This window comes from Polaromonas sp. JS666 (assembly GCF_900103405.1).
In the GTDB taxonomy this organism is placed as follows: domain Bacteria; phylum Pseudomonadota; class Gammaproteobacteria; order Burkholderiales; family Burkholderiaceae_C; genus Polaromonas.
Map to the genome: position 1 here is coordinate 146345 of NZ_FNHX01000002.1, position 12197 is coordinate 158541.

At 65.9% G+C, this 12197-nt stretch carries 12 protein-coding genes; 4 read left to right on the forward strand and 8 right to left on the reverse strand.

Annotated features, from left to right (window positions below; translation table 11 throughout):
* Window positions 1-284: 284 nt before the first annotated feature.
* The 3 genes from phbB to phaC form a co-directional block, all read right to left on the reverse strand.
* On the reverse strand, window positions 285-1022 hold the full coding sequence (gene phbB, locus BLQ85_RS05095) for an acetoacetyl-CoA reductase (RefSeq protein ID WP_007866947.1): 738 nt from the start codon (window positions 1020-1022) through the stop codon (window positions 285-287).
* Window positions 1023-1162: 140 nt separating this feature from the next.
* Window positions 1163-2341 carry an acetyl-CoA C-acetyltransferase gene (locus BLQ85_RS05100; RefSeq protein WP_074575276.1) on the reverse strand — a complete coding sequence of 393 codons (1179 nt, stop codon included), beginning with the start codon at window positions 2339-2341 and terminating at the stop codon, window positions 1163-1165.
* A gap of 70 nt (window positions 2342-2411) precedes the next feature.
* On the reverse strand, window positions 2412-4160 hold the full coding sequence (gene phaC, locus BLQ85_RS05105) for a class I poly(R)-hydroxyalkanoic acid synthase (RefSeq protein WP_074575277.1): 1749 nt from the start codon (window positions 4158-4160) through the stop codon (window positions 2412-2414).
* Between the two features lie 106 nt (window positions 4161-4266).
* Here phaC and BLQ85_RS05110 point away from each other — a divergent pair, with 106 nt between their 5' ends.
* Entirely contained in the window at window positions 4267-4554 is a 288-nt protein-coding gene (locus BLQ85_RS05110; protein WP_074575278.1) for a hypothetical protein, read from the forward strand.
* A 10-nt stretch (window positions 4555-4564) separates the two neighbouring features.
* Here the strand turns inward: BLQ85_RS05110 and pgeF are convergent, their stop codons facing one another.
* Window positions 4565-5341 carry a peptidoglycan editing factor PgeF gene (gene pgeF / locus BLQ85_RS05115; RefSeq protein ID WP_074575279.1) on the reverse strand — a complete coding sequence of 259 codons (777 nt, stop codon included), beginning with the start codon at window positions 5339-5341 and terminating at the stop codon, window positions 4565-4567.
* 7 nt (window positions 5342-5348) lie between these two features.
* Complete coding sequence (gene maiA, locus BLQ85_RS05120) at window positions 5349-5987, reverse strand: maleylacetoacetate isomerase (protein WP_074575280.1); 639 nt, start codon at window positions 5985-5987, stop codon at window positions 5349-5351.
* A 281-nt stretch (window positions 5988-6268) separates the two neighbouring features.
* Here maiA and BLQ85_RS05125 point away from each other — a divergent pair, with 281 nt between their 5' ends.
* Window positions 6269-7303, forward strand: a complete 1035-nt coding sequence (locus BLQ85_RS05125) for an NADP-dependent oxidoreductase (RefSeq protein ID WP_074575281.1) — start codon at window positions 6269-6271, stop codon at window positions 7301-7303.
* Window positions 7304-7306: 3 nt separating this feature from the next.
* Here BLQ85_RS05125 and BLQ85_RS05130 read toward each other — a convergent pair whose 3' ends face one another.
* Together BLQ85_RS05130 and BLQ85_RS05135 are read right to left on the reverse strand one after the other, a co-directional pair.
* Window positions 7307-7795: an Lcl C-terminal domain-containing protein gene (locus BLQ85_RS05130; protein WP_083336752.1), complete on the reverse strand. Its 489-nt coding sequence runs from the start codon at window positions 7793-7795 to the stop codon at window positions 7307-7309.
* 127 nt (window positions 7796-7922) lie between these two features.
* On the reverse strand, window positions 7923-8867 hold the full coding sequence (locus BLQ85_RS05135) for a LysR family transcriptional regulator (RefSeq protein WP_139200898.1): 945 nt from the start codon (window positions 8865-8867) through the stop codon (window positions 7923-7925).
* 124 nt (window positions 8868-8991) lie between these two features.
* Between BLQ85_RS05135 and BLQ85_RS05140 the strand changes: the two genes are divergently transcribed.
* Both BLQ85_RS05140 and BLQ85_RS05145 read left to right on the forward strand, forming a co-directional pair.
* The gene (locus BLQ85_RS05140; protein WP_074575283.1) at window positions 8992-10191 is read left to right on the forward strand and encodes an MFS transporter; all 1200 of its coding nucleotides are present in this window, start codon (window positions 8992-8994) and stop codon (window positions 10189-10191) included.
* Between the two features lie 11 nt (window positions 10192-10202).
* Complete coding sequence (locus BLQ85_RS05145) at window positions 10203-11471, forward strand: SGNH/GDSL hydrolase family protein (RefSeq protein ID WP_074575284.1); 1269 nt, start codon at window positions 10203-10205, stop codon at window positions 11469-11471.
* Window positions 11472-11474: 3 nt separating this feature from the next.
* Here BLQ85_RS05145 and BLQ85_RS05150 read toward each other — a convergent pair whose 3' ends face one another.
* A complete protein-coding gene (locus BLQ85_RS05150) occupies window positions 11475-12197 on the reverse strand; it encodes a GntR family transcriptional regulator (RefSeq protein WP_074575285.1) in 723 nt (240 codons plus the stop codon).

Here is a 12197-nt window from a genome sequence, read left to right on the forward strand (position 1 = left end):
GGCGCTAGCCCATAGATGAACTATGGGCGGCGCACCGCGCCTTGCATCCCATCCCGAGAAGGTACTTGCGCGGCCCCGTTTAGGCCGTGAACAGGTTCTAAGGCCTGCGACGCAGCCCGGCAGGCGGGCTGTCCCCGTAGAACACGTGGCTTTAATTTACTACAGACGCGTGAGCGCCCACCCGCCAAGTCCCCACAGCTTCGCAGGGTGTTCGTTTCAACCCCGCGTGCATTGGGCACAAAAAAACCCGCCGAGGCGGGGTTCTTCAAAGCGCCCGGCGGGCCTCAGCCCATGTGCAGGCCGCCGTTGAGCGAGAAGTCGGCGCCGGTGGCATAGCCGCCCTCTTCGGACGCAATCCACGCAATGATGGAGGCGATTTCTTCGGGCTGGCCCAGGCGCTTGGCCGGAACACCCGCGACGATTTTTTCGAGCACGTCGGGGCGGATGGCTTTCACCATGTCGGTGCCGATGTAGCCCGGGCTCACGGTGTTGACCGTCACGCCCTTGGCCGCGACCTCCTGCGCCAGCGCCATGGTGAAGCCGTGCAGGCCGGCCTTGGCGGTGGAGTAGTTGACCTGGCCGAACTGGCCTTTCTGGCCGTTGACCGAAGAGATGTTGATGATGCGGCCGAAGCCCGCTTCAATCATGCCCTCGATGACCTGCTTGGTCACGTTGAACATGCTGTTGAGGTTGGTGGAAATCACCGCGTCCCAGTCGGCCTTGCTCATCTTGCGGAACTGGCCGTCGCGCGTGATGCCGGCGTTGTTGACCAGCACCGACACCGGGCCGTGCTCGGCCTTGACCTTGTCGAAGGCCGCGACGGTGGAGTCCCAGTCGCCGACATTGCCCACCGAGGCGTAAAAGGTGTGGCCCAGCGCCTTCTGCTCATCGAGCCACTTGGCATAGTCGCGCGTGGGGCCGCAGCCCGCGATCACCGTGAAACCGTCTTTAGCCAGGCGCTGGCAGATGGCGGTTCCAATGCCGCCCATGCCGCCCGTGACGTACGCTACTTTTTTTGCCATTGCGATCTCCTTGATTGATTTTGTGAACTGTCTTTAACGCTTTGAACTGCCTGAAAACCGTTGAATGTCCCAACGCGCGCCATGGCTGCGATCACTGCGTATGCAGGATGTGTGCCGGTTGGGACATTGTGACCCCTGGCTCAGCGCTCCAGGGTCAGGGCTACCCCCATGCCGCCGCCTATGCACAGGCTGGCGATGCCTTTTTTCGCGTCGCGGCGCGCCATCTCGTGCAGCAGCGTCACCAGAATGCGGCAACCGGACGCACCAATCGGGTGGCCGATGGCGATGGCACCGCCGTTGACGTTGACCTTGCTGGTGTCCCAGCCCATTTCCTTGTTGACCGCGCAGGCCTGGGCCGCGAAGGCTTCGTTGATTTCGAGCAAGTCCAGGTCCTGGGCTTTCCAGCCGGCGCGCTGCAGCGCCTTGGTCGAGGCCGGCACCGGGCCCATGCCCATGTAGGCCGGGTCCAGGCCGGTGGTGGCGTAGCTGGCGATGCGGGCCAGCGGCTTCAGGCCCAGCGCGGCGGCCTTCTTGGCCGTCATGACCATCACGGCGGCGGCGCCGTCGTTCAGGCCCGAGGCATTGCCGGCCGTCACGCCGCCGGCCTTGTCGAAGGCCGGGCGCAGGCCCGCCAGGCCTTCGGCGCTGGTCTTGCGGTTGATGAATTCGTCGGCGGCGAACACCACCGGATCGCCCTTCTTCTGGGGAATGGTGACAGGGATGATTTCGTCCTTGAACTTGCCGGCGTCCTGTGCGGCCGCGGCCTTGGTCTGGCTGGCCAGGGCCAGCGCGTCCTGCGCGGCGCGGTCAATGCCGTATTTTTTGGCGACGTTCTCGGCGGTGATGCCCATGTGGTACTGGTTGTAGACGTCCCACAGGCCGTCGACGATCATGGAGTCGACCATCTTCCAGTCGCCCATGCGCTGGCCGTCACGCGAGCCGTTGAGCACATGCGGTGCCGCGCTCATGTTTTCCTGGCCGCCGGCGATCACGATTTCGCTGTCGCCCGTGGCCACGGCCTGGGCCGCGAGCATGACCGACTTGAGGCCCGAGCCGCAGACCGCGTTGATGGTCAGGCCCGGGATGCCGTTGGGAAAGCCGGCCTTGATGACGGCCTGGCGCGCCGGGTTCTGGCCGACGCCGGCCGTGAGCACCTGGCCCAGGATGACTTCACCCAATTGCTCGGCGCTCAGGCCCGAGCGCTCCAGCACGCCCTTGATGACGGCCGCGCCGAGTTCAGTCGCGGGGATCTTGGCCAGCGAGCCGCCGAATTTGCCCACCGCGGTGCGGCCGGCTGCAACGATAACGATGTCTTCCATGGTGTGTTCCCTTTTTGAAGTTTCTGGAGTGGTTTTTAAACAATGATGACAGGGCCGCGGGCGCCGGCGCTCAGGCCTTGGCCTTGACGTAGCGGCCCGGCGCGGGCTCTATGACCGGGTATTTGCGGCTGCCGTAGGCCTTGGGCGCGGCGACCTGCTTGCCGGCATGGCCTTTGAGCCAGTCCGACCAGTCGGTCCACCAGCTGCCGGGGTGCTCGGTCGCGCCCTTGAGCCATTCGGCCTGGGTGGCGGGGAATTTGCCCTGCGGCAGCTTGTCGCGGGTCCAGTAGCTGCGTTTTTTCTTGGCCGGCGGGTTGATCACGCCGGCGATGTGGCCCGAGGCCCCCATCACAAAACGCTTGGGGCCCGGCAGGTGCTGGGTGGAGGCGTAGGCGCCGCCAATCGGCACGATGTGGTCTTCGCGCGAGCCGTAGAGGTAGACCGGGATGTCGACCTTGCGCAGGTCGACCTTCTGCCCGCAGACCACGGCCTTGCCGGGTTTGATCAGGTTGTTCTCGAAATAGGTGTTGCGCAGGTACCAGGCATAAAAAGGCCCGGGCAGGTTGGTGGAGTCGCTGTTCCAGTAGAGCAGGTCAAAGGGCGGCGGTGTCTCGCCCTTGAGGTAGTTGCCCACCACGTAGTTCCAGACGAGGTCGTTGGGCCGCAAAAAGCTGAAGGTCGAAGCCAGGTCCTGACCCTTGAGCAAACCGCCCTGCCCCATCTCGGCCTCGCGGTACTTGACCGAGGTCTCGTCGATGAAGATGTCCAGGATGCCGGTATCGGTGAAGTCCAGGAAGGAAGTGAGCAAGGTGGCGCTGGCCACCGGTTTTTTGCCGCGCGCGGCCAGCACCGACAGCGCCGTGCCCAGGATGGTGCCGCCCACACAAAAGCCCAGGGCGTTGAGCGTTTTGGCGCCGGTGATGTCCTGCACCACTTCGATGGCCTTGATGGCGGCATGCTCGATGTAGTCGTCCCAGGTCTTGCCGGCCATGGACTCGTCGGGGTTGCGCCAGCTGACCACAAAGGTACGGTGGCCCTGGCTGACCGCATAGCGGATCAGCGAGTTCTCGGGCTGCAAGTCCAGGATGTAGAACTTGTTGATGCAGGGCGGCACCAGCAAAAAGGGCTTTTCATAGACCTTGGCCGTGAGCGGCTTGTATTCGAGCAGCTGGAAGAATTCGTTTTCAAATACCACCGCGCCTTCGGTGGTGGCGACGTTCTTGCCGACCTCGAACACACGCTCGTCGGTCATGGAGACATGGCCCTGCTTCATGTCGTGCAGCAGGTTGGTGATGCCCTGGGCGATGCTTTCACCCTGGCTCTGGATGGCTTTTTGCTGCGCCTCGGCATTGAGCGCCAGGAAGTTGCTGGGCGCGGTGGCCGCCATCCATTGTTCGACGGCAAAACGCACGCGCGCGCGCGTCTTGGCATCGGCCTGCACGGCGTCGGCCAGCTCCATCAAGGTACGGGCGTTCAATAAATAGGTAGAGGCGGAAAATTTCGAGACCGGATTGGTTTTCCAGGCTTCATTGGAGAAGCGGCGGTCCGAAGCCACCAGGGTATCAGCGCCGTCCTGCAGGCCCTGGTTCCAGAGCGCCGAGGCATCCGCGATGTAGCGCTGCTGCAGTTCCTGGAGCTTGGCCGGGTCGAACTGCAGCAGGGGCTGGCCCTGGGCGCCGTTCGCGCCGCTCACGCCGTTGGGAAAACCAAAGCCCGCCGGCATGCCGCTTGCCATGGCCCCCATGGCCTGTTGCAGGCCCGCGGCAAAAGTCTCTTGCATCTGACGGGCCGCCTGGGCCCGGTTTGCGTCAGAATCCATTTATATCCCCGATCATGTTGAGTCTCGGTGACTCTTTTGAGCACACCACCAGTATCGTAGGATTTGCTTTAAAAATTTCCGACTGCACGCCCAGTTTCAAGTATTTATGTATTTGGTTGTCATCGCCTGGATTTACGTTGTGCTCATGATGAGCGTTGCCGAAGCGACAAACAGCAACGGCACGGTCCTCGGGGCGGTGTTTACCTTTGTACTCTATGGACTGGGGCCTGTGGCATTGGTGGTTTACCTGATGGGCGCGCCTGCGCGCAGCAAGGCCCTCAAAAAGCGCGCGGCGCAGGAACTCCTGCAGCAAACTGCAGCCGAAGACGCGGCCCGCGAGAAAGCAGCGCAAGCCCACATGCCCGCCGCGCAAGACCCCCCCAAGAGCCCCTGACCGCGGCGCTTCAAGCGCGCCAGATGCAGGCGGCCATGCGCCCCGTCGTGCCAAAACCGTTGCCCGCCGGCCCGGCATCGCGCCTGTGCGAGAAAAACCGCGCGGGGTTTCGCACGGTGCACCAGGCATCGCTGCCGTCATTGCCATAGATGCGGGTCATGCCCAGCGCCTGCAAACGCAGCCGCGCCAGCCCCGGAAGGTCGGCCAGGTATTTGCCGGCACCGGTGGGTACAAAGAGGCTGGCGGCTTCAGGCTGGGCGGCTTCGAAGGCGGCCTTGACTTCGACGCCGACCTCAAAGGCTGAAGGCCCTATGCAGGGGCCCAGCCATGCGAGGGTGCGGGCGTCGGCCTTCATGGCGGCATGAACCGCTTCCAGCACGCCTTGCCCGCCCTGCCCCGCCAGCCCGCGCCAGCCGGCATGCGCGGCGGCAACCCTGGTGCCGTCCGCTGATGCCAGCAGCACCGGCAGGCAGTCGGCCACCATGATGGTGCAGGCCACACCGGTCTCTTGGGTCACACAGGCATCGGCCTGCTGGCCGTCTTCCGTAGCCGCGTCCAGCGCGAGCACCTCACTGCCATGCACCTGCTGCAGGAAGACCGCGCGGCTGCCCAGGGCCTGGCGCAGCAAGGTACGGTTTGCCGCGACCTTGGCCGGCAAGTCGCCGACATGGTCGCCCAGGTTCAGGCTGTCGTAAGGCGCGGCCGACAGGCCACCGGCCCGGGTGGTGAACACCGCGCGCACGCCGGCCGGCGCCGGCCAGTCGGGAATCAGCCAGTCCGCATGCACAAGCAGATCAAGCCTCGTTGTCGGGGCAAGCCGAAGGTTGGGCCTTCTGGACGGCCGGCAGCGCCATGCAGGCGTCAAACGCGGCCATGGTGCGCGGCAGGCCGTCAAAGCTCACATTGAAGCGCTTGGCGTTGAAGATTTGCGGCACCAGGCAGCAGTCGGCCAGTGTGGGGGTGTCGCCGTAGCAATAGGTCGATGCCGGCAATTGCGCCAGCTGGCGCTCGAAGGCCTCCAGCCCTTCGCGGCACCAGTGCACATACCAGGCGTTTTTGGCCGTCTCATCGAGCTTGAGCTCTTTCACCAGGTATTTGAGGACGCGCAGGTTGTTGACGGGATGGATTTCGCAGGCAATCGACTGGGCCAACGCGCGCACCTTGGCGCGGCCCAGCGCATCGGCCGGCAGCAGGGCCGGCGTGGGGTATTTTTCGTCCAGGTATTCGATGATGGCCATGGACTGCGAGAGTTTTTCGCCATCGACTTCCAGCAGCGGCACCAGGGTGTCGGCGGACAGGCCGGCATAAGCCGGCTGCTTGTGTTCTCCCTTGGCGATGTGCACGGGAATGTAGTCGTAGCTCAGGCCCTTGAGCTCCATCGCGATGCGTACACGAAACGATGCGGAAGAGCGGAAATAGTTGTGGAGTTTCATCTCTAAAGCATAAACCATGGCCCCCACGGTCGCGCACTTCGTGAGCCTGCGGCATCTCCCTGCCCCTTTCATCACGAAAGGGGGCCGCTGCGCCTGCGGCCCGGCAAAGCCGGTTCCGCGGCCCCGGCTGGATTGAATACCTCCTAGCCATCGCACATCTCGTGTGGCTTCAAGCGCCCCCTGTGGCGGGGCAGGGCGAATCGCCTGCGCGACTGACGCCGGGCCGCCCCGCCGCTACCATGCCTGCGACACCCCTCTCAACAGATACAGCGGAGACACCCATGAGCGCCATCACCAGCCTGAGCAACCACCAGATTCGCCTGGCCAGCCGCCCCGTCGGCCTGCCCACACGCGACAACTGGAGCTTCACCACCGAACCCGTGGCCGAACCCGGCCCGGGTGGCGTGCTTGTCAAAACCCTGTACCTGTCGCTGGACCCGGCCATGCGCGGCTGGATGAACGACGCCAAGAGCTACATCCCGCCGGTGGAAATCGGCGCGGTGATGCGCGCCGGCGGCGTGGGCAAGGTGATCGCCTCGCAGAACCCGGCCTTCGCCGTGGGCGACTATGTGAACGCCGCACTCGACGTGCAGGAGTACTGCCTGATCCCGGCCGACCAGGTCAAGCGCAGCGGCATGTTCAAGATTGACCCGCGCCTGGGCCTGACGTCCTGGCTCAATGTGCTGGGCCTGCCCGGCATGACGGGCTACTTCGGCCTGCTGGAAGTGGGCCTGCCCAAGGCCGGCGAAACTGTGGTGGTGTCGGGCGCGGCCGGCGCCGTGGGCCAGACCGTGGGCCAGATCGCCAAGCTCAAGGGCTGCCGCGTGATCGGCATCGCCGGCGGCAAGGCCAAGTGCGACTGGGTGGTCAAGGAGCTGGGCTTCGACGCCTGCATCGACTACAAGAACGGCGACGTGCGCGCCGGGCTCAAGGAACACTGCCCCAAGGGCATAGACATCTACTTCGACAACGTGGGCGGGGAGATCCTGGACATGGTGCTGGCGCGCCTGGCGCGCGGCGCCCGCATCATCATCTGCGGCGCGATCAGCCAGTACAACAACACCACGCCGGTGAAGGGCCCGGCCAACTACCTGTCGCTGCTGGTGAACCGCGCCCGCATGGAAGGCATCGTGGTCTTCGACTATGCCGACCGCTACCACGTGGGCGTGGCCGAGATGGCGGGCTACCTCAAGGCCGGTACCATGAAAAGCAAGGAAGACGTGGTCGTCGGCCTGGACACCTTCCCCGAAACCCTGCTCAAGCTCTTCAACGGCGAAAACTTCGGCAAGCTGGTGCTGCAGGTCGCGAAAGAGTAGTTCTTACTTCCCGCCGCGCACCAGGCGCACCGCGGCCGACGTGGCGCGCGGGGCTTCACCGGCGCTGCCGTCGCTGAAACCCACAAAGGTGAAATAGCCCGGGCCGGTGCTGCTGGAAGTCCAGAAACGGGCCACCGGCGTGGCGGGAAAGGCATTGGGATCTATCGCCGCCTTGTCCACGTCGGCTTCCCGTGCAGAAACAATGCTGGACAGCTCTTTGAGAATGGGCAAGCGCCATTCGGCCCCCGGCGCGGAAGCCGCCTTGGCGCGCGCCGCCGCATCGGGCTGGTTCAGGAAGGCCGCCTGCCCGGTGCAGGTTTTGCCCTTGAAGACCATGCCCTCGGCACAGCGGCGCCAGATCAGGCCGGTGCGGCTGTCGGTGACTTCCTGGCCGTCTGCGGAAGGCGTAAAGCGCTCCTGCGCCAGGCTGGCACCGGCCGATGAGAGCAACACAAGGACAAATCCCAGGGTACGAAACGAAAGGCGGTGCATAGCAATTCTCCATGGCCGGGAGCGGCCCCATATGGGAATACTAGGCAGGTCCCGGGCAGGCAACCATAGGGAAAGCTATCTAGTGGCTTGTACCTAGCCAGCCGCAGGCTGCCGGCTACCAGGGCGGTCAGGGCAGGTAATCTGGCCCCACGCCGCCGGCATCAAGCACCTCCTGCGTGACCTGCTCCACCAGGAAATCCAGCAGCACGCGCACACGCGCCGGCAGGCGGCCGCCGCGGCCGACAAACACCGCGTGGATGGGTTCGCGCTCGCCCGGGTTGAGGTCCTCGGCCACGGCCACCAGGCGGCCCGCGTCCAGGTCGCGGCGTATGTGGAACAGCGACATGCGGGCCAGGCCCGCGCCGGCTAGCACCAGGTGGCGCAACGCCTCGCCGTCGCTCGCGCGCGCATAGCCGGTGATGGGCAATTGCTGGATCTGGCCGTCCACGCGCACCGGCCAGTAATGCATATTGCGTTTGAAGGTATGGGCCAGGCGCTGATGCGCCTCCAGCTCCTGCAGCGTGCGCGGCGTGCCGTGGCGCGCCAGGTAGGCCGGGCTGCCGACGATGTGCTGCGCCGTATCGCCCAGGTGCCGCGCCACCAGCTGGGACGAGGCGAGCGCGCCCCAGCGTATCGCCACGTCGGTGCGTTCGTCCAGCAGGTCGACCACGCGGTCGGTCAATGTGATGTCCAGCGAGATGTCGGGATAGCGCTCGTGGAAGGCCGGCACCAGCGGCAGTAGCAGGCAGTGCGCGGTCGGCATGCTGGCGTTGATGCTGACGCGCCCGCGCGGCATGGCGCCGGCGGCCGCGCCGCGCTCGGCTTCGTCCATGTCGGCCAGCACGCGCGTGCTTTGTTCGTAAAACGTCGTGCCTTCGGGCGTGAGCTGCAACTTGCGGGTGGAGCGGTTGACCAGGCGCGTGCCCAGCCGCGCCTCCAGCCGGGTGACCAACTTGCTGACGGCCGATGGCGTCATGCACAGCTGGCGCGCGGCGGCGGAAAACCCGCCTTTGTCCACCACCTGGACAAAGGCTTCCATTTCGCCGGAGCGGTTGACGTCTATGCGGGGCACGGTAGGGCTATTTTCACCGGATTACTGTGAATTCAATTCACAAATGATTGTCTCCAGGCCATTCTAGTCAAGATGTCCTCGCACCTCCACACTAGCCGCATCTTCATTTTTTCTGGCGACTTTCATGGCTGCGCAAAAATCACCCTCCCTTCCTTTAGGCCTGCTGGCCCTCACCGTCGGCTCCTTCGGCATAGGCACGACCGAGTTTGTCATCATGGGCCTGCTGTTGCAGGTCTCAGCCGACCTGGGCGTCAGCATCGCTTCGGCTGGGCTGCTGATTTCCGGCTACGCCCTGGGCGTGGCGGTGGGCGCGCCGGTGCTGACGCTGGCCACGCGCAAGCTGCCGCGCAAAACCGTGCTGCTGGCGCTGATGGCCATCTTCACGCTGGGCAACCTGGCTTGCGCGCTGGCACCCGACTACGCCAGCCTGATGGCGGCGCGCGTGATCACCTCGCTGGCGCACGGCACTTTCTTCGGCGTGGGCTCCATCGTCGCCACCGGCCTGGTCGCGCCCGAGCGCAAGGCCTCGGCGATTGCCATCATGTTCAGCGGCCTGTCGCTGGCCACCCTGCTGGGCGTGCCGGCCGGCGCCTGGCTGGGCCTGCACCATGGCTGGCGCGCCACCTTCTGGGTGGTGGCGCTGATAGGCCTGCTGGCCTTCCTGGTGCTGGCGGTCTTTGTGCCGCGCAGCGCGGCGGAAAACGGCGGCGCCTCGCTGCGCCAGGAACTGGCCGGGCTGGCCCGCCCGCAAGTCATGCTGGGCCTGTTGATGACGGTCTTCGGTTTTGCCGGCGTGTTCGCGATCTTCACCTATATCCAGCCCATACTAACCCGGCTCACCGGCTTTAGCGAAGCCGCGGTGTCGCCCATCCTGCTGGTGTTCGGCGGCGGCATCTTTATCGGCAACCTGCTGGGCGGGCGCCTGGCCGACCGCGGCCTGCGCATGTCCCTGCTGGTGACGCTGGGCGCGACGGCGCTGGTGCTGGGCGCCATGGGTTTTGTGCTGCACTCGCCGGTGGCCACGGTGCTTTTCGTCGGGCTGCTGGGCGCGGCCTCTTTCGCCACGGTGGCGCCGCTGCAGATGCGCGTGCTGCAGCAGGCCCACGGCGCGGGCCAGAACCTGGCGGCCAGCCTCAACATAGGCGCCTTCAACGTGGGCAATGCGCTGGGCGCCTGGCTGGGCGGCCTGGTCGTGAGCAGTACCTTCGGCCTGGGCGGCCTGAGCTGGCTGGCCGCGCTGATCACCGTGGCGGGCATCGCCGTCACGCTGTACAGCCTGTCGCGCGACAAGGCCGAACTGCAAGCCATTCCCGCCACCTGCTGAGCAACATCGCCATGAATACCTTGCTCAAACTCCGCGCCTTGAAGCCCGTCCTTTTCGCCGCATTGCTCAGCGCCGCGCTGGCTCCACCGGCGCAAGCGGCCGATGGCAACTGGATTCCAGGCTGGACCGCCAGCCCCCAGCCCATCTGGGCCGGCGATTTCGCCCTGCCCCTGGGCCTTCCGGCCAGCTTGCAGGACCAGACCGTGCGCCAGATCGTGCGCGCCGGCGTGGGAGGCTTGCGCGTGCGCATTGTGCTGTCCAACGAATACGGCACGCAGCCCTTGCGGATTGGCGCGGCCCATATCGCGGCGGCGGGCGATGCCGCGGGCAGCACCCGCGGCCCCAGCTTGGCCCTGACGTTTGGCGGCCAGGCCACGGCCACCGTGCCTGCGGGCGCGCCCCTCGTGAGCGACCCGGTCGACTTCACCGTCGCGCCGCTGCAGCGCCTGGCTGTCAGCCTCTACTTTCCGCAAACAACAGCCCTCACGACCATTCACTGGGACGGCCTGCAGCCCGCGCAAATCGTGTCGGGCAATGTGGCCGGCGCGGCCACCGTAAAAGCCGACAGCGTGGTGAACAGCCGCCTCTTCCTGAGCGCGGTGCTCGTGGAGGCTGCGCCCGGCACGCGCAGCGTGGTGGCCTTTGGCGATTCCATCACGGACGGCGCGGCCTCCACGCCGGGCAGCGACAGCCGCTGGCCCGATTTCCTCGCGCGCCGCCTGGCCGGCCAAAACGTGGCCGTGCTCAATGCCGGGATCTCGGGCGGGCGGGTGCTCAAAAACCACATGGGCCCGAATGCGCTGGCGCGCTTTGAGCGCGACGTGCTGGGCCAGCCCGGCGTGGCCGGCGTGGTGCTGCTCATGGGCATCAACGACATCAGCTGGCCCGGCAGCACCTTTGAACCCACGGAGCCGGCCACGCAGGCCGAAGCGCTGATTGCCGGCTACCGGCAGCTGATCACCCGCGCGCGCAGCCGCGGCGTGCGCATCGCCGGCGCCACGCTGACGCCTTTTGAAGGAGCGCTGACCATGCCAGGCTCGCCGGTTGCGAACTACTACAGCCCCGAGAAAGACGCGCTGCGCCAGCGTATCAATGCGTGGATACGCGGCAGCGGCGAATTCGACGCGGTGCTGGACTTTGATGCGGTGGTGCGCGACCCGAAAAATCCGCTCAGGATATTGCCCGCCTACGACTCGGGCGACCACCTGCACCTGGGCGATGCCGGCAACAAGGCCGTTGCCGATTCGGTGGACTTGAAGCTGCTGCTGGGCGAGCGCTAAGGTTTAACGACCGACGACGAGACGCAAGCCCGGCAGCACACTTTCGGTCTCGGCGCGCCGCTCCAGCGCCATGCGCATATTCATTTGCGCCACCTCGGTGTGTTCCACAGCCAGGGCTTGGGCGCGCGCGCCCTCGCCGGCCTTGAGCGCGGCGAACAGCATGTGGTGCTGGCGGTGCGCATAGTGCATCCAGTCGCGGTCCTGCTCCAGCGTGGACTGCATGGGCAGCATGGCCGAGGCTGAGGCGAACGGCAGCTTGTCGTTGAGCTGGATCGCGCGCTGCAAGGCGCGGTTGCCGCTGGCCTCCAGGATCAGCGCGTGGAAGCGGTCGTTCATGGCGGCATAGGCCGCGTAGTTCTCATAGCCCAGCGGGTTGGCCGTCAGCGCCCTGTCACCTTCATCCAGGCAGGACTGCAAATCGAGCTGCAGCTGGCGCGACACGCCGTGCTCGGCCACCAGGCGCGCCGCCATGCCCTCAAGGTGGCCGCGCACCGCGATGGCGTCGGACACCTCGCGCGGCGTGAACTGGCGCACCAGGTATTTGCCGGTGTCGTTGGCCTCGACCAGCCCTTCCTGCTCCAGCGTGACCAGCGCGGCCCGCACCGGCGTGCGCGAGGCGCCCAGGCGCTCGGCCAGCTGCTGCTCGGCCAGCCGCTGGCCGGGCTCGAACTCGCCGCGCAGGATCAGGTCGCGCAACTGCATCAAAACGGTTTCTTGCAAGTTCAT

Excerpts from the sequence above, each read along its gene's own strand:
- BLQ85_RS05110 (WP_074575278.1), top strand. The coding sequence starts at position 4,267 with ATGTATTTGGTTGTCATCGCCTGGATTTACGTTGTGCTCATGATGAGC.
- maiA (WP_074575280.1), bottom strand. The coding sequence starts at position 5,987 with ATGAAACTCCACAACTATTTCCGCTCTTCCGCATCGTTTCGTGTACGC.
- BLQ85_RS05125 (WP_074575281.1), top strand. The coding sequence starts at position 6,269 with ATGAGCGCCATCACCAGCCTGAGCAACCACCAGATTCGCCTGGCCAGC.
- BLQ85_RS05100 (WP_074575276.1), bottom strand. The coding sequence starts at position 2,341 with ATGGAAGACATCGTTATCGTTGCAGCCGGCCGCACCGCGGTGGGCAAA.
- BLQ85_RS05130 (WP_083336752.1), bottom strand. The coding sequence starts at position 7,795 with ATGCACCGCCTTTCGTTTCGTACCCTGGGATTTGTCCTTGTGTTGCTC.
- phbB (WP_007866947.1), bottom strand. The coding sequence starts at position 1,022 with ATGGCAAAAAAAGTAGCGTACGTCACGGGCGGCATGGGCGGCATTGGA.
- BLQ85_RS05140 (WP_074575283.1), top strand. The coding sequence starts at position 8,992 with ATGGCTGCGCAAAAATCACCCTCCCTTCCTTTAGGCCTGCTGGCCCTC.
- BLQ85_RS05150 (WP_074575285.1), bottom strand. The coding sequence starts at position 12,197 with ATGAACTTGCAAGAAACCGTTTTGATGCAGTTGCGCGACCTGATCCTG.
- phaC (WP_074575277.1), bottom strand. The coding sequence starts at position 4,160 with ATGGATTCTGACGCAAACCGGGCCCAGGCGGCCCGTCAGATGCAAGAG.
- BLQ85_RS05145 (WP_074575284.1), top strand. The coding sequence starts at position 10,203 with ATGAATACCTTGCTCAAACTCCGCGCCTTGAAGCCCGTCCTTTTCGCC.